Source organism: Haloarcula ordinaria (assembly GCF_029338275.1).
In the GTDB taxonomy this organism is placed as follows: Archaea; Halobacteriota; Halobacteria; order Halobacteriales; family Haloarculaceae; genus Haloarcula; species Haloarcula ordinaria.
In genome coordinates this window covers 1,451,634-1,468,488 of the sequence record NZ_CP119789.1, presented here as the reverse complement: position 1 = coordinate 1,468,488, position 16,855 = coordinate 1,451,634, and the positions used below count along the sequence as shown (strand labels likewise).

Genomic DNA, 16,855 nt, shown 5'->3' with positions numbered 1-16,855 from the left:
GGTAGCAAGCGTCGTCTTCTCAGCTGGGACATCTGTTGCTGGGTACCCGACCGACTGGCGCGAGTCTGCCACGGTCGAGCGTGAGTGCTTCGTTCGGAACCCCCGGAGGCTATATTTCAGGGCGCAGATACCACCAGACACCAATGCTCGGACAAGACCTCGAAGCGAACATCGGGGACCTGTGGACGGCCTACGAGGGCGGCGCGACCGCCGAAGACGTCGAACCGCCGCAGCTGGACACGCTGGACGACTTCCTGACGGCGCTGGAGAACGGTGACATCCGCGCAGCCGAGAAGGTCGACGGCGAGTGGCAGGTCAACGAGTGGGTCAAGCGGGGCATCTTGCTCAACTTCGCCTTCCGGGAGACCTACAGCCGAAACTACGGTGACGTCCAGTATCACGACGTCCTGCCGCTGCGAGACACCGGCGACCTGGGCGAGCGCGGGACGCGCAACACGCCCGACGGGACGACCATCCGCCGGGGGGCGTACCTGGGCAGCGACTGCATCATGATGTCGCCCTCCTTCGTCAACATCGGTGCCCACGTCGGCGACGGGACGCTCATCGACTCCTGTGACACGGTCGGCTCCTGTGCGCAGATCGGCGAGAACGTCAAACTCGGCGCGAACACGCTCATCGGCGGCGTCCTCGAACCGGTCGAGAACGCCCCGGTCATCGTCGAGGACGACGTCTCGCTGGGCGCCGGCTGTCGCGTCACCTCGGGATTCATCGTCGGCGAGGGCAGCATCGTCGGCGAGAACACGCTGTTGACCCCGCGTATCCCCGTCTACGACCTCGTCGAGGACGAGGTGCTGTACGGCGAGCTGCCGCCCGAGCGCCGGGCCTTCCAGCGGTTCGTCGACTCCTCCGTGGGCGAGAACGACCTCATCCCCGGTGGGGCGTACAAACCCGCTGTGGTGGCGACGGACGTCGAACAGGAGACCCTGGAGGCGACGGAGCGGGAAGACGCGCTTCGAGACTAACGCGGTCTCGACTACTCGCGAGGGGGCCTGTGTCGAACCCCTCGAGCGAACGAGATGCGGTCGAGAGCGGAACCCTTGTTAGCCGGCGCCACCGTGGTTCTGGCAATGAGCCACACCTCGCCGCCGGTCCGCCGTCTCGCGGACTGGGACCACGGGCTCCTCGAACGACTCGCCGCCGAGCACGGCACGCCGCTGTACGTCCTCGACCTGGACCGCGTCGCCGAGAACTACGAACGGTTCTCGGCGGCGTTCCCGGACGCCCACGTGATGTACGCCGCGAAGGCCCACACGGGCCAGGCGGTGCTCTCGAAACTGCTCGAGACTGGGGCGGACATCGAGTGTGCCGCCTGGGGGGAACTCCAGCGGGCCATCGACGCCGGCGCGCCACCGGGGACGCTCCAGTACACCGCCGTCAACCCGCCCGACCACGACCTGGACTACGCCGTCGACCTCTCTGCGGCGCACCCGGGGCTGACCATCACTGCCGGCGCGCGCGACACCTTCGACCGTCTCGAGGAGCGGGGCTACGACGGCCGCGTCGCCATCCGCGTCAACCCCGGCATCGGGACCGGCCACCACGAGAAGGTCGCGACCGGCAAGGACGCCAAGTTCGGCATCCCGTACGAGCAGGTCCCGGCGGTCGCCGCGGACGTCGCCGACCGGTTCGACCTCGTCGGCCTCCACGCTCACGCCGGCAGCGGCGTCCTCCACGACGACCTGGAGGACCACTGCCGGGCCATCGCGAAGGTCGCGGACATGGGGCGCACCGTCATCGACGAGGTCGGCGACCTGGAGTTCGTCGACTTCGGCGGCGGCTTCGGCGTCCCCTACCGCGAGGACGAGGACCCGCTGGACATGCAGGTCGTCGGCGAGAAGGTGCGTGACGCGGTCGGCGACTTGGACGCACAGATAAAACTAGAACCGGGCCGCTACGTCGTCGCCGACGCCGAGTGTATCCTCACCGAAGTAAACACCGTCAAGGAGACGCCGGCGGCCACCGTCGTCGGCGTCGACGCCTCGCTGGCGACGCTCATCCGCCCGGCGATGTTCGGGTCCTATCACCCCATCCGGAACGTCAGCGCACCCGACCGCGAGGCCGAACCGGTGTCGGTGGGTGGCCCCTGCTGTACCAGCGCCGACGTGTTCTGTACGGACCGGCCCATCGCCCGACCCGAGCGGACGGACCTGCTGGCCATCGGGAACGCCGGCGCGTACGGCTACGAACTCGCCAACCAGTTCCACTCTCAGCCCCGACCAGCGGAGGTCGCCATCGAACGCGGCGAGACGCGCGTCGTTCGAGAGCGTGAGACACTCGACGACGTGACCCGCGTGGAGCACACCCAACGATGACGTTCGACCCCGCTACCTTCCACCGGGAGGCCGTCGACATCCCCTCCCACGAGTCGGTCGGCGAGATGCGCGAGTACCTCCTCGAGACACTCGAAGCCGAGGGCGTCGACCCGACGGTCGACGACCTGGGGAACGTCCGGACGTCGCGGGGTGACGGCGACGGAACCCGCCTGCTGTTGAACACGCACATCGACACGGTCCCGCCGCACCTGCCGTACGAGCGGCGGTCCGAACCGCCGGGACTCGACGAGCGAATCGACGGGAGTGGGGACGAGAGCGCCGGAGACGTCGTCTGTGGCCGCGGGACCTGCGACGCGAAGGGACCGCTCGCGGCGCTCCTCGACGCTTTCCTCACGGTCTCGCCGACGGACGGGCGCGTCACGCTGGCCGTCTCCATCGACGAGGAGACCACGCAGACCGGCGGCGCGCACCTCGCGGAGGACATCGACGCCGACGCGGTTATCGTCGGGGAACCGACCGGCCTCGACGTCTGTACGGCCGCGCGCGGCCAGTTCGAGGGGACCGTCACCATCCGCGGCGAGAGCGCCCACGCCGCCGACCCGGCGAGCGGGATGAACGCTATCAGGGCGGCCGCGCCGGTCCTGCAGGCGATGGAGACCTATACCGAGGAACACGGTCCTGCCGAGCACGAGACGCTCGGACGGCCGACGCTCACGCCCTCGATGATAGAGGGCGGCGAGGCGACGAACCAGGTGCCCGCCGAGTGCGTCATCACCTTCGACCGGCGCTCCGTCCCGCCAGAGCGGAGCGGCGAGTTCTGTGCCGACCTCGAAACCCACCTGGCGCAGTGGCTCCCCGGCGCGATGGGGCTCTCGGTGGACCTCATCCGGCCCGACACGCCGTTCCCCGAAGCATTCGCGACCGACGAGGAGGCCGAGGTCGTGCGAGCGCTCCAGCGGGCCAGCGGCGGCGCGATACGGCCGTTCGGTGCGGCGACGGAGGCCTCGTACTTCGCGCAGGAGGCGCCGACGGTCGTCTTCGGCCCCGGCGACCTGACGGACGACCGCGGCGCTGTGGCGCACTCCGAGCGCGAGTACGTCCGCCTCTCCGAGGTCAGGGCGGCCGCGCGCGCCGTTCGAGAGACCGTCGAGCGACTCGTCTAAGCGAGGTAGGCCATCGCGTCCTCGTCGCTGACCTGCGAGAAGTCACGGTAGAACTGGCCGACAGCACCGAAGGAGGCGGGTTCCTCGAGTGCGACCACGTCGTCGACTGACCGGCCGATGGCGGTGACGGTGTCGGGCGACCCGACGGGGACGGCGACGACGATAGCACGCGGGTCGGCCGCTTGCACCCGCTGGACGCAGGCCCGCATCGTCGCCCCGGTGGCAAGCCCGTCGTCGACGACGACCACGCGCTTCCCCGCGAGGTCGAGCGGCGGCCGGTCGCCACGGTACCGGTCGAACTTCTCGCGGGCGGCCGCCTGTTCGCGCTCGCGCGCCGACTCGAGGTAGCCGTCTGTCAGGTCGTAGGAGCCGATTATCGACTCGTTGCGCCAGAGCGTCCCGTCGTCGGCGACGGCCGCCACCGCGAGTTCGGGATTGTTCGGCGCGCCGATCTTCTTCGCGACGACGACGTCGAGCGGGACCCCCAGCGCGTCGGCGACCGGCCGGCCGATGGGGAGGCCGCCACGCGGAATCGCCAGCACGACGTCGGCCTCGACGCCCCGCTCACGGAGTGCTGCCGCCAGCTGCTCACCGGCGTCTGCTCGGTCAGCGAACATATGTAGAACTACTAACGTTACCGGCCTAACCCTTTGGGTCAGTCCGGGGATAGAGACCCATTGGCCCGGAACGTCGGCGGGGGCTCGAAAGCGATGACGGGCCAGCACGCGGGCATACTATTATTCGCTCGGCCGTCCGAGACGGGGTATGCGCGCAGTTGTCTTCACCGGCCACGGTGAGCCACTGGAGGTCAGCACCGTCGACCCGCCGACACCGGACCCGACGGGCGTCGTCGTCGAACTGGAGGCGTGTGGTATCTGCCGGAGCGACTGGCACGCCTGGCAGGGCGACCCGGTCTGGGCGGAGCGGGGCCTGGCCGCCGGCCACGTCCTCGGTCACGAGCCCGCCGGCACCGTCCGCGCCGTCGGCGACGAGGTCGAGACCGTCAACGAGGGCGACCACGTCACGGTGCCGTTCAACCTCGCCGACGGCACCTGCCACCAGTGTCGAACCGGCCACGCCAACCTCTGTGAGAACCGGCGCTCGCTGGGCCTGGAACCGGCGGTCCCGGGCGCGTTCGCCGAACAGCTCCACGTCCCGGACGCCGACGTCAACGTCGTCCAGTTGCCCGACAGCGTCTCCTCCGTCGACATGGCTGGCCTGGGTTGTCGGTTCATGACGGCCTTCCACGGGCTCGTCCACCAGGCCGACGTCGACGCCGGCGACTGGGTGGCCGTCCACGGCTGTGGCGGCGTCGGCCTGTCGGCTGTCCACATCGCAGCGGCGCTCGGCGCGAACGTGATCGCGGTGGACCTCTTCGCGGAGAAGCTCGACTTCGCCGAGCGACTCGGCGCAGCGGCGACGGTCGACGCCGACGCTATCGAGGACGTGCCGAGCGAGATACACGACATCACGGACGGCGGGGCCCACGTCTCGGTGGACGCGCTGGGCATCGCGACGACCTGCCAGAACTCCGTGAACTGCCTTCGGACGCGGGGCCAGCACGTCCAGATCGGCCTGACGACACGGACCGAAGGGGGACAGGTCGCGCTCCCGACCGACCGCATCGTCGGCAAGGAGCTGTCGGTGGTCGGCGCCATCGGGATGGCCCCGGCGCGCTACGACGAGCTGTTCCGGTTCCTCGAGAACGACCGTATCGACCCAGCGAAGATCGTCGCAGAGCGGGTCGCTCTCGAGGAGACGCCCGAGACACTCGCGGCGATGACCGACTACGACACGATGGGGATTCCCGTCATCGACGACTTCTGAGCGCAGGTCAGGCGTCGAGCGTCTCTTCGACCTGCGTATAGGTCAACACGAGTGCGACAACCGCGAGGCCCGCCCCGACGGTGAACGGGGTGCTGAACCCGCCGAAGTTGAAGAGGAGTCCAGACGCGAGCGGGCCGGCGGCGACGCCCAGCCCGAAGGCCATCGTCAGCACAGAGAGCGTGGTACCGGACCCGCGCTCGCCGGCGAGGTCGCCGGCCAGCGCCAGCGACGGCGCGAAGACGAGCGCGACGCCGATGCCCTGGACGAACCGGGCCAGAAGCATCAGCCACGGGTCGGTGACGACGCCCTGGGCGAACACCGACGGAATCAGGACGACGAACCCGGCGACGACGAACGGTCGCCGCCCGAACCGGTCGCTGGCCCGGCCGATTGGGACCTGGAAGGCGACGTTCGCGATGACGACGGCGGCGAACTGCACGCTGAACATGAACGTCGACTCGTCTAACCGCATGCGTATCGGTCCTTCGAGCGTGGCAAAGAGCGCGATGGTCGTCGCCATCAGGAAGGTGCCGATGCCGAGGACGAACACCGAGTCGAGTCCCCGTCCGTTCGGGTTCCGAATGGCGATAGAGAGGTTCTTGCTCGCCGCGTTGGCCGCCTCCGGCGGGTCCGTGATGAGCAGGAAGACCAGGGCGAAACTCACGACCGCACCGAGGACTGCGACGGCGAACGCCGCGGTGAACCCGGAGAACGTCGACCCGAACAGGGTGTACGTGACCACGTTCCGGCTGGCGAGCCCGCCCGTGATGACCACGCCGGCGATGATGGGCCCGAAGCCGAAGCCGATGAGTCGGAACGTGTTGAACACGCCGAAGTTGCCACCCCGCTCGGCGTCGCTGGTCGCGTAGTCGTTGACCAGCGCCACCGTCGCCGGGATGGTGAAGGCGGCGCCGACGCCCTGGAGCGCCCGGGCGCCGAGGACGGTCCAGTAACTCGTCAGGAAGGGGTAGGCCGCACTCCCGACCGCAAAGAGCACCAGTCCGACGAGGACGAAGATTCGTCGCCGACCGGTCCGGTCTGAGGCCCGTCCGGTGAAGGGCTGCCCGAAGCTGTTCAGGAGACCGAACAGCGAGAGCACGAGCCCGATGAGCGTCTCCGTCTGGAGGACGAGACCGAAGACACTGGTGCCGACGATGCCGGCGAGCGATATCTGGCCGCTGGCGATGTACAGTGGGAGGACGATGATGAGAAAGGAGTTGCCCAGCGCGTCGGCCATGCGGGCCAGCGCCAGCGTCAGAATGCGGTTGTCGGTGCCCAGGACCATCAGTTGTGCGGGCTACGGCCGAGCGAGTGGTGACTCTTTCCGTTCCCGGGCGGCTTACACGTCCTCGGCCAGCTGGTCGGCGATGCCGGTGTAGCCCGGGGGGGTCAGCGCCTCGAGTTCGGCGCGGACGTCTTCGGCGACGTCGAGGTCGGCGATCATCGCCTCGAAGTCGGCCATCGTCACCTCGCGGCCGCGGGTGGCCTTCTTGACCTGCTCGTAGGCGTCGTCGTGGCCCTCGCGTCGGAGGATGGTCTGGACGGCCTCGCCGATTATCTCGGGCGTGTCGTTCAGGTCGTCCAGCATCACCTGCTCGTTGGGGACGACCTTCGCGAGGCCGTTCTGGCACTTCCCGTAGCCGATGAGACAGTGCGCGAAGGCCGCGCCGATGTTCCGCTTGACCGTCGAGTCCGAGAGGTCACGCTGGAGTCGGGAGCTCGTGACGTAGTCCCCGAGGAAGGTCAAATCGGAGTTGGCCTTCGAGAGGTTCCCCTCGCTGTTCTCGAAGTCTATCGGGTTGACCTTGTGGGGCATCGTCGAGGAGCCCGTCTCGCCTGCGACGGTCTCCTGGCCCAGGTAGCGGTCGGAGACGTACAGCCACATGTCGAGGTCCATGTCCAGCAGGACGTTGTTCGCGCCACGCAGGGCGTCGAACAGCACCGCGAGGTCGTCACAGGGGTTGACCTGCGTCGTCAGGGGCTCATGTTCGAGGTCGAGGTCGGCGACGAACGCCTTCGAGAAGGCCGGCCAGTCCACGTCGGGGTAGGCCGCGTGGTGGGCCGCGTAGGTCCCCGACGCACCGGCGAGTTTTCCCGAGAGGTCGCCCGCAGCGCGCTCGATGCGGCCGATGGCCCGCCCGAGTCGGGAGGCGTAGACGGCCATCTCCTTGCCGAACGTCGTCGGCGTGGCGGGCTGGCCGTGGGTGCGCGCGAGCATCGGCACGTCGGCGTAGGTCTGTGCCATCTCCACCAGTGAGTCGCGAATCTCGCGCAGTTCCGGGACCAGGACGTCCTCGGCTGCGGGTTTCACGAGCAGGCGGTGGGCGAGGTTGTTCACGTCCTCGCTGGTGAGGCCGAAGTGAATCCAGTGATCGGCGTCCAGTCCCTCGGGCATGCCCAGGCGGACGAAGTACTCGATGGCCTTCACGTCGTGGTTGGTGGCGCTGTACTCGCCGTAGCCCTCGGTCTCGAGTTGCTTGACGACGCTCGCATCGTCGTCGTCGAACTCCTCGTAGAGCGCTCGAAGGGTGGCGCGCTGGTCGTCGTCGATAGTCAGTGGCGTGGCGTCGAGGTCGGCGAGCGCGACGAGGTACTCGACTTCGACCTCCACGCGGGCGCGCATGAGCGCCCGCTCGCTGGCGTACGGGACGAGCGGTTCGGTGTAGCGGGCGTACCGCCCGTCGAGTGGCGACACGGCGGCGAGTGGCCCTCTCTCGGTCATGGTCGAGAGTGCACGGGAGGTCCGAAAAAGCGTGTCGTTACGCGTCGGACGGGTCGGCGCTCGACCCGTCGGTCTCGCTCTGGTGACCGCTGGCCGCCGTCCGGTGGTAGAGGCGCTTGTACCGGGCGAGTTTCCGGTAGAGGAAGTACCCGACGACGGCGTCGAAGACGACGACGAACCCGATGAGGGTGGCGAAGTTCCACGGAATCAGTTCCGGCAGGTACGTGACCGACGTGTTGTAGAGCGCGTGGACCAGCGCGGCGAGGAGCAGCCCCTTCACCACGATGGGGCCCTTGTTCTCGGGGTTGAACTTCGCCAGGCCCAGATAGTAGCCGGCCAGCGAGGAGTAGAGTACGTGGCCCGGCCCGACGAACGCCCGGCTGGTGGCTGTCTGGACGGCCGCGACGAGGGGCGTTCCGCTCTGGAGTGCCATCTGCCGGGAGTAGCCCTGGACGATGTAGATAGCGTTCTCGATGGTCGCGAAGCCGAGGCCGGCGACGGCGCCGTAGACGACCCCGTCGACGACGGAGTTGATCGACTCGAAGGCGCCGATTCGGACCCCGAGCCACTTCACCGTCTCCTCTATCGGGCCGACGACGACGAAGAAGAAGACGGCCATCCCGACGACGGGAACGAACCGGAACAGCGGCTGGAGGGCCGTGTTGACCACCGCGGCGAAGCTCGCAAACAGGATGGCCAGCACGAACACGACGGCCATCGTCTCGACCGGCTCGCGTATCGTCGGGTCGCCGTACCACAGGTAGCCGACGATGGCGAGCGCCGGCACCGCCGACAGCGCGGCGAGGACGCCCAGCGACGGCTGCCGGAGGACGAGCAAGCCGGCGAAGGCGAGCTGGACGACGAAGAGGACGACGCCCAACGCGATGAGGAGCCAGCGCCGCGAGGCGTGCAACAGCGAGTGGACCGCGACCGAGGCCCGGTCGAGACCGGACCGCGGGTCCCACTCCGCGACGTCGTAGAGGTCGGTCGACCCGGACAGTGCTGCCGCCACGGGGTCGTCTGTATCGTCACCTGACACGGTCTGCACGTCGCGAGCGAGACATATGGTAGTGTTGTTATCGGAACACCGGAACGAGGCCGACGGAAACGGTCGCGCGGTCAGTCGTCGCTCGGGTCTTCGCCGCCGTCGGTCTGTCCGAGCGGGGCAGCCGGAGTGTCCGGCGAGCGGCCCGGTCAGCGTCTCGGGACGCATCTCGAATCGGGACACACCATCCGGAGCGAAGGCCTCGGTCACCGTGCTATCGGCCGGAGCGCGCTCGCTCGGCCGCCGCCGCGAACGCGCGTTTCGCAACTACTTTGCACCGGCCGCGCACCCACTCCGATATGAAACTCGCCGGTATGGCCAGCAACCGCGGCCGGAACCTCATGAACATCGCGGACCGCGCCCCGGGCGGGGCCGAGTTCGCAGTCGTCCTGACGAACGACGCCGACGCGCCCGTCCTCGACGCGGCGGCCGAGCGGGGCATCCCCACCGAGGTCGTCGAGCGTGACGAGGATAAGGCGCGCGAGGCCCACGAGGAGCGCGTACTCGACGCGCTCGCGGCGTACGACTTCGACCTCGTGACCCTGGACGGGTACATGCGCGTGCTCAGCGAGACGTTCCTCGACGGTGCGCCGACGACGCTCAACGTCCACCCCTCGCTGCTCCCGAACTTCCCGGGCATGGACGCCCACGAGCAGGTGCTCGACGCCGGCGTGAAGGTCACCGGCTGTACGGTCCACGTCGTCGGCGAGACGGTCGACGGCGGCCCCATCGTCACGCAGGAGCCGATTCCGGTCGTGGAGGGCGACGACGTCGCCGACCTGAAAGAACGGGTCCTCTACCAGGGCGAGTTCACCGCCTATCCACGGGTCGTCAAGTGGTTCGCCGAGGACCGCGTGGAGGTCGACTCCGAGAACAACTCCGTCTCGGTCGACGGCGACGTCGGCGGGGCCTTCCCCGCGCGACGGCTCGTCTCTGACGACCGCGCCGCCGACCTGCGGTACGGGGAGAACCCCCACCAGGACGCCGCGCTGTACGCCGACACCACCGTCTCGGAGGCCAGCGTCGTCCACGCCGACCAGCTCAACGAGGGCGCGAAGGCGCTGTCGTACAACAACTACAACGACGCCGACGGCGCCCTGAACCTCATCAAGGAGTTCGACGAGCCCGCGGCGGCGGTCATCAAGCACACCAACCCCGCAGGTTGTGCGACCGCCGACTCGCTTTCCGACGCCTACGCGAAGGCGCTGTCGACGGACCCGATGAGCGCCTTCGGCGGCATCGTCGCGCTCAACCGGACCTGCGACGCCGACACCGCCGAGCAGATCATCGACTCGTTCAAAGAGGTCGTCGTCGCGCCGGGGTACACCGACGCCGCGCTGGACGTCCTCTTCGAGAAGGAGAACCTGCGCGTCCTCGACGTGAGCCGCGGGGACGGCCGAACGGACGAGTCCGGCCGGTCCGACAACTTCGAGGTCACCGACACCATCACCGAGAAGCCGCTCGTCGGCGGCCGACTGGTCCAGGAACGCGACACCCAGCACCTCACCGCCGACGACCTGGAGGTCGTCACCGAGCGCGAGCCGACCGACGAACAGCTCGAGTCGATGCTGTTCGCCTGGCACACCCTGAAGCACGTCAAGTCCAACGGCATCCTCTTCGCGAAAGGCACCGAGACGGTCGGCATCGGCATGGGGCAGGTCTCCCGCGTCGACGCCGTCCGACTGGCCGCGATGAAGGCCGACGAGCACGCCGAGGGCAAGGACGCCGCGGGCGCCGTGATGGCCTCCGACGCGTTCTTCCCGTTCCCGGACGGCATCGAGGAGGCCGCCAAGGCCGGTATCGAGGCCGTCATCCAGCCCGGCGGGTCGAAGAACGACGAGAGCGTCGTCGAGGCGGCGAACGAACACGACATGGCGATGGTCATGACCGGTCAGCGGTCGTTCCGGCACGACTAGCACCGACCACGTCGCGCCGTTTCTCGCTGTCTCGTCGCACCGGTTCCCGAAGCGGAGTCGCGATAGCCCAGACCGCTTGACGGGCAAACACATTTGCCTCGGGTCGACGTATAGGACGGCGTGTCCCTGGTCGCAGACAACCGCCTCCCGCTCCTGTTTTCCGGCGTCGTCCTGACGACGGTCGGTGCCGTCGGACTCGGCGTGGTCGGCGTCCTCGCCACGCTCTCGACGCTCGTTACCGGCGGTTCGATACTGGCGCCGGCCGTCATCACCGTCCTGGGCCCGCTCCTGTTGCTCGGCCTAGACGTCGTCTTCGCGGTGGCGCTTCTCAGAGAGCTGCGGCGGCGCGCGACGCTCCCCAAGCATCAGCGGTTGGCCAGTGTCCTCCGTCGACTCGAACGCGTCCTCCCGCCGCTGTCGGCGCTGGGGCTGGCCGACCGCTTCGAACCGCCGGCGCCGACGAGCGACGAACGCCGGGCCCAGATCGCCAGGCGCTACGTCGACGGCGACCTCTCGGAGGCCGAACTGGAGCGAGAGTTGCAGGCCCTGCTCGAATCGGAGTCGACGGCGGCCGACGAGCCGCCAGTCGTCGAGTCCCTCGAAGGGGTCGACGAGGAACGGGAACCGATGGTGGAGCGGGGCCAGGGGTAACTTCACGTTCCAGCCACTCGATAGGTCACGTATGCGAGACTACACCGTTCTGCGGGTCGACGTCGATTTCGGCCCCGCTACCAGGGTGCTCCGGAAGGTTCCGGGCGTATCGGTGGGCGATGACCACGAGGAGTCGGCCGCCGAAGAAGAAGTGCCGCTTCAGGACGAGTCACAGAGACCGTCACCCGGCGAGACGCCGCCACCGAGCGAACCGGACGTCGACGAACCCTTCGACCCTGACGACCAAGGAGATGGCGGACTGACAGACCGACTCCCGCCGGTCGTCCGCGAGTGGGGGCTGCTCGTCGTCGGCGTCCTGTTTCTCCTCGTCGGCGTCGCGAGCGGTGCGCTGTGGTGGCTGCGTCGCCGGAACGCCGGAAGCGAGGCTTCGGCAGACGGGCTGTCGGCGGTCGACAGGTTCGACGAACCGGTCGACGAATGGCGGCCCGAGAGGGACGCGGACGACACGAGCATCGTCGAACTCGGTGGCGAGACAACACACGAGTCGGCCGACGACGGCTCGACAGTGGACGTGGTCAGGACGACCGAAGACCCAGGTCCCGAGGAGGAAACCACGCCGCTGGACCCAACGCCCAGCGGTGTCGGCGCCGAGGAGGCCATCGAATCGCCACTCGAAGCGACGGCCGGTGAGGACCGGGCGGAAGACGATACCGAGGGCGAGGACGAGGACGAGACGGCAACCACGCCGACGAGCCGGGCTGACCAGGAAGCCGGGTCCGTCGACGTCGCCCCGCTGCTGGGGCTGAGTTTCCTGGCCGTCGGCGCGGCGGTGGTGCGGTGGGCCCAGCGCGAGTCGGCCGACGAGCGCTAGGTCCGACAGGCTAAAGCGCGCGGCTCCGATTTGTGCGTGCATGGAGTTCCACGAGGCCGCGAACTTCCTCCTCGAGTTGCGCCGGTTCCCGTCGGGAATCGGCACTGACGCCACGCGGGGCCTGCTCTCGTCGCTCGGAGACCCACACGAGAGCCTCCGGTGTGTCCAGATCGCCGGGTCCAACGGCAAGGGCTCGACCGTTCGGATGGCCGAGCGGACGCTCCGCGAGGCGGGCCTCGACGTCGGCCGCTACACCTCGCCGCATCTGGAGGACGTGCGGGAGCGGATCACGGTCAACGGCCGGAAACTGTCGAAGGCGGCCCTCGTCGAGTTCGTCGCCGAGGTGCGACCGTACCTCACCGAACAGGGGGCGACCAACGACTCGCCGACCTTCTTCGAGACGATGACCGCGCTCGCGCTCTGGGAGTTCGACCGACAGGACGTCGACGTGGCGGTCCTCGAGGTCGGTATCGGCGGGAAACACGACGCCACGAGCGTCGTCGACCCGGTCGCCAGCGCGGTCACGTCGGTCACGCTCGAACACACCGATATCCTCGGCGACACCATCGAGGAGATCGCCCGCGACAAGGCTCACGTCGCACCCGATGGTGCCCCGCTGGTCACCGGCGCCACGGGCTCGGCACTCGACGCGGTACGGGACGTCGCCGGTGACGTGGTGACCGTCGGCGCGTCGGACGACGCGGACGTGTCGGTCACCTACGGTGGCCGCGACGGACTGGAAGCCGCCGTGACGCTCGACGGCCCGGACTGGCACGTCGAGACCCACCTCCCGCTGCTTGGCGAACACCAGGCGCAGAACGCCGGTGTCGCCGCGGCGCTGTGCCGGCAGGTGGCCGACGTCGCGACGACCGATATCGAACGCGGCCTGCGCAACGCTCACTGGCCAGGCCGCTTCGAGGTGATGGACGAGTCGCCCCTGACGGTGCTCGACGGGGCGCACAACCCCGGCGGCGTCGAGCGGGTCGTCGAGACGCTCGCGGCCTTCGAGTACGACGACCTGCACGTGGTGCTGGGGGCGATGGTCGACAAGGACCACAGCGACATCGCGGCGGCGCTCGGGGACGCGGACCACGTCGTCGCCTGCAAACCCAACGTCGACCGGGCGGAGTCGACGTCCGTCGTCGCCCGGGCCGTCGAGGGGGCGACCGACGCCACCGTCGAGACGCGCTCTGACGTCGCAGGCGCACTCGACATCGCACTCGACGCCGCAGGCGAGGACGACGCCGTCCTCGTCACCGGGTCGCTCTACGCCGTCCGGGAGGCCCGCACGCGATGGGCCCGCTCGATGGTCCCCAAACGCGTCGACTCCATCCCGGAGGCTCGCGAGACCATCGCAGCGGCCGACGTCACCGACGCCGGCGCCTGGCGGATGCGCGGGAAGGCCGTCCACCGGGTCCTCAGAACGCGCGTCCAGCCGCGACAGGCCCAGTATCTCAAGGAGGAACTGCTCTCACTGGGTGGGGAGTGTGCCATCTCCGGCCTGAACAACCAGGACGAGGAGAACGTCGACGTCGTGCTGATGGCGACGATGGCCCAGTTCAAGCGCCTGACCGACAAGCTCGAGGGACAACCGTACGGCCTGGCGACGTTCAGCGACGAACTGCGCGAGGCGCTCGACATCCAGCAGCCCGCCACCGACCGCGAGTTCCCCTGGGACGACGGCACCGCGGTGATGGGTATCCTGAACGTCACGCCGGACTCGTTCCACGACGGCGGCGAGTACGACGCCGCCGAGGACGCCGTCGCCCGCGCCGAGGCGATGGTGGAAGCGGGCGTCGACATCCTCGACATCGGGGGCGAGTCCACTCGTCCGGGCGCCGAACCGGTGCCCGCCGAGGAAGAGCGCGAGCGCGTCCTCCCCGTCATCGAGGCGCTGGCCGACGCCGACGTGGCGATCTCCGTCGACACCCGGAAGGCCAGCGTCGCTCGCGCGGCACTCGACGCCGGCGCGGACATCCTCAACGACGTGTCGGGCCTCGAGGACCCCGAGATGCGGCTGGTCGCTGCCGAGTACGACGTCCCCGTGGTCGTGATGCACTCCATCGAGACGCCGGTCGACCCGGAGACGGACGTCGACTACGACGACGTCGTCGAGGACTGCATCGACCAGCTGACCGAGCGGGTCCTGCTGGCCGAGAAAGCGGGGTTGGACCGCGAGCAGATAATCGTCGACCCGGGCGTGGGCTTCGGGAAGACCGCGGCGGAGAGCTTCGAACTGCTGGGCCGCATCGACGAGTTCCAGGCGCTGGGCTGTCCGGTCCTGGTCGGCCACTCCCACAAGTCGCTGTTCGGCCTCATCGGGCAGGACGCCGACGAACGCGGGTCGGCGACGGTTGCCGCGACGGCGCTCGCCGCCGAACGGGGCGCGGACATCGTCCGCGTCCACGACGTCCCCGAGAACGTCGCCGCGGTCGACGTGGTGAACGCAGCCGCCGACCCAAGCCGGTTCGAGGACTGACCGAGGTCACGCCTCGTCGGCGGGCGACTCGACCGTCTCGCTCTCGGTCTCGGTGACCTGGATGCCTTTGGAGGCGAGGTGGCGCATCTGTCGCCGGACGAAGTCTTCCTCCGTCGTTCCGCGCGTCGCCAGCAGAATCATCCGCGCCTCGCCCGCGGGCCGCATCGTCCGGCCGGCGCGCTGGGCACCCTGTCGGCGCGACCCCCCGAGCCCGGAGGCGACGACGGCCAGTTCGGCGTCCGGGAGGTCGATGCCCTCGTCGCCGACCCGTGAGACCACCAGCGTGTCCCGTTCGCCACGGCGGAACTCGCCGAACAGTCTCTCTCGCTGGGCGTGAGGCATCTCGCCGCTGATGAACGGCACGTCCAGGGCCTCACTGAGTGCCTTCCCCTGGTCCAGATACTCGACGAACACCAGCGCCTTCGACGCCGGGTACTCCGCCAGCGTGTAGCGGACCTCGTCGATTTTCCCCGAGTTCGAGGCCGCCGCCTGCCGCCGGTCGTGGCCCGACGTGGCCGAGTACTCGGTTCGCTCGTCGGTGGTGCCCCACGGAACGAGGCGAATCTCGACCTCCGGTTCGGCCACGTAGCCCTCGTCGAACAGCTTGCCCCAATCGGTGCCGATGGGCGGGCCGACGAGCGTGAATATCTCCTCCTCGTCGTCGCTCTCTCTGGTTGGCGTCGCCGTGAGGCCGAGGCGGTGCTTGGTCTGAAGGTCGGCGCTGCGTCTGTGAATCGGGCTAGGAACGTGGTGCACCTCGTCGTAGACGATGAGCCCCCACCGGCGCTGGTCGAACAGCTTCCGGTGGCGGTCCATCCCCGCCGTCCGGTAGGTGGCGATGGTCACCGGCCGGATGGATTTCTCGCCGCCGTGATACTCGCCGATATCGTCGTCGGAGAGCGAGGTGTGGCGGACCAGTTCGTCGTGCCACTGCGTGGCGAGTTCTCGTGATGGTACCAGAATCAGCGTCTCGCCACCGACGGCGGCCATCGCGCCCATCGCGGCGACGGTCTTGCCGGAGCCCGGTGGCCCGACGAACACGCCCGACCCCTGGTCGACGAACCGCTCGACCCAGTCCTGCTGGTAGTCCCGAAGCCGGAGCAAGAGGTCCATCTCCAGCGCGTCGCCAGTTTCGAGGTCGCGCTCGTCGCGGACCGGATAGCCGGCCTCGTAGAGGACGTGCTTTATTTCGGCGGTGGTGTCCTCGTTGACCCAGGACTCGGAGTCCGAGATGGGCGCACGGAGGTGGTCGTCGTCGAGTTTCTGCCGGGCGACGTTGCCCATGAGGTCGTCGTTCTCCGCGGCGAGGACGACGTAGCCGTCCTCGTGGGTGTAGAGGCGGAACTTCCGGGCGCGCTCCCACTGGCCTGTCACCCACTCTTCGAGGTGGGGCGAGCGCTCGCCCAGCACGTCACGCATCGTCGACAGCAGCGCGTCCAGCGAGTCGTGGGGCGCGGCCCAGATATCCTCCTCGCGCATCTCGTAGATTGAGCCGCCCGACCGGTTGCTGTCCTGCAACCGGGCGAACTGCGAGAGCTGCGCGCGGGTGAACTGCTCGGGGTGTTCGACCACGATTTCGCGCCGGTCGGGGAAGAGGACGACCCGCTCTCGCCGAGTCACCTCGGCGACGTCGGTCGGGTACCAGACCGACTCGACCTCCGAGACGTCGTGGTGCTGTATCTGTCCGTCCGCTTCGAGTGCCGCCAGCCCCTCGCGGGCCTCGTCGGGCGTGAGGTCGGTCTTCCGCGATAGCTCGGTGGCCGTGAGATGGGGCCGGCCAACGGCGTCGAACGCGTCGTAGACGGCGTCGAGTTGGATGGGACGGTCGCTACCCTCGACGTCCGCGTCGGCGTCGTCCGGGTCCTCGCCGTCGACTGCCTCGTCGTCTGTCACTGCGCCTCGATAGTGGTCGGACGGTCAAACGGG

Annotated in this window: 13 protein-coding genes; 8 read left to right on the top strand and 5 right to left on the bottom strand. The window is 69.0% G+C overall.

What is annotated here, in order from left to right:
- Positions 1–143: 143 nt before the first annotated feature.
- The 3 genes from P1L41_RS07725 (at position 144) to P1L41_RS07715 (ending at position 3,457) form a co-directional block, all read left to right on the top strand.
- Positions 144–983 carry a 2,3,4,5-tetrahydropyridine-2,6-dicarboxylate N-succinyltransferase gene (locus tag P1L41_RS07725; protein WP_276298283.1) on the top strand — a complete coding sequence of 280 codons (840 nt, stop codon included), beginning with the start codon at positions 144–146 and terminating at the stop codon, positions 981–983.
- Positions 984–1,088: 105 nt separating this feature from the next.
- Positions 1,089–2,333, top strand: coding sequence for a diaminopimelate decarboxylase (gene lysA, locus P1L41_RS07720; RefSeq protein ID WP_276298282.1), 1,245 nt, complete (start codon positions 1,089–1,091; stop codon positions 2,331–2,333).
- Positions 2,330–3,457, top strand: coding sequence for a M20 family metallopeptidase (locus tag P1L41_RS07715; protein ID WP_276298281.1), 1,128 nt, complete (start codon positions 2,330–2,332; stop codon positions 3,455–3,457). The genes lysA and P1L41_RS07715 overlap by 4 nt, the downstream gene beginning before the upstream one ends.
- Here P1L41_RS07715 and P1L41_RS07710 read toward each other — a convergent pair.
- Complete coding sequence (locus P1L41_RS07710; RefSeq protein WP_276298280.1) at positions 3,454–4,074, bottom strand: phosphoribosyltransferase; 621 nt, start codon at positions 4,072–4,074, stop codon at positions 3,454–3,456. The genes P1L41_RS07715 and P1L41_RS07710 overlap by 4 nt on opposite strands.
- Before the next feature lie 148 nt (positions 4,075–4,222).
- Here P1L41_RS07710 and P1L41_RS07705 point away from each other — a divergent pair, with 148 nt between their 5' ends.
- Complete coding sequence (locus P1L41_RS07705; protein WP_276298279.1) at positions 4,223–5,284, top strand: zinc-dependent alcohol dehydrogenase family protein; 1,062 nt, start codon at positions 4,223–4,225, stop codon at positions 5,282–5,284.
- Between the two features lie 7 nt (positions 5,285–5,291).
- On the opposite strand, the gene P1L41_RS07700 is transcribed toward P1L41_RS07705, so the two are convergent.
- Genes P1L41_RS07700 through P1L41_RS07690 form a run of 3 tightly spaced genes read right to left on the bottom strand, consistent with a single transcriptional unit; the run spans position 5,292 to position 9,045 of the window.
- Entirely contained in the window at positions 5,292–6,569 is a 1,278-nt protein-coding gene (locus P1L41_RS07700) for an MFS transporter (protein WP_276298278.1), read from the bottom strand.
- A gap of 54 nt (positions 6,570–6,623) precedes the next feature.
- Positions 6,624–8,006, bottom strand: a complete 1,383-nt coding sequence (gene purB / locus P1L41_RS07695) for an adenylosuccinate lyase (protein ID WP_276298277.1) — start codon at positions 8,004–8,006, stop codon at positions 6,624–6,626.
- A gap of 37 nt (positions 8,007–8,043) precedes the next feature.
- Entirely contained in the window at positions 8,044–9,045 is a 1,002-nt protein-coding gene (locus P1L41_RS07690; RefSeq protein ID WP_276298276.1) for a PrsW family intramembrane metalloprotease, read from the bottom strand.
- Positions 9,046–9,350: 305 nt separating this feature from the next.
- Here P1L41_RS07690 and purH point away from each other — a divergent pair, with 305 nt between their 5' ends.
- From purH to folP, 4 genes are all read left to right on the top strand, one after another.
- Positions 9,351–10,967, top strand: coding sequence for a bifunctional phosphoribosylaminoimidazolecarboxamide formyltransferase/IMP cyclohydrolase (gene purH, locus P1L41_RS07685; protein WP_276298275.1), 1,617 nt, complete (start codon positions 9,351–9,353; stop codon positions 10,965–10,967).
- Positions 10,968–11,087: 120 nt separating this feature from the next.
- Complete coding sequence (locus P1L41_RS07680) at positions 11,088–11,618, top strand: hypothetical protein (protein ID WP_276298274.1); 531 nt, start codon at positions 11,088–11,090, stop codon at positions 11,616–11,618.
- Positions 11,619–11,649: 31 nt separating this feature from the next.
- Positions 11,650–12,450, top strand: coding sequence for a hypothetical protein (locus P1L41_RS07675; protein ID WP_276298273.1), 801 nt, complete (start codon positions 11,650–11,652; stop codon positions 12,448–12,450).
- 40 nt (positions 12,451–12,490) lie between these two features.
- Positions 12,491–14,929 (top strand): dihydropteroate synthase, encoded by a 2,439-nt coding sequence (gene folP / locus P1L41_RS07670; protein ID WP_276298272.1) that lies wholly within the window; start codon positions 12,491–12,493, stop codon positions 14,927–14,929.
- A gap of 6 nt (positions 14,930–14,935) precedes the next feature.
- On the opposite strand, the gene P1L41_RS07665 is transcribed toward folP, so the two are convergent.
- Positions 14,936–16,822 (bottom strand): DEAD/DEAH box helicase, encoded by a 1,887-nt coding sequence (locus P1L41_RS07665; RefSeq protein WP_276298271.1) that lies wholly within the window; start codon positions 16,820–16,822, stop codon positions 14,936–14,938.
- Positions 16,823–16,855 lie beyond the last annotated feature (33 nt).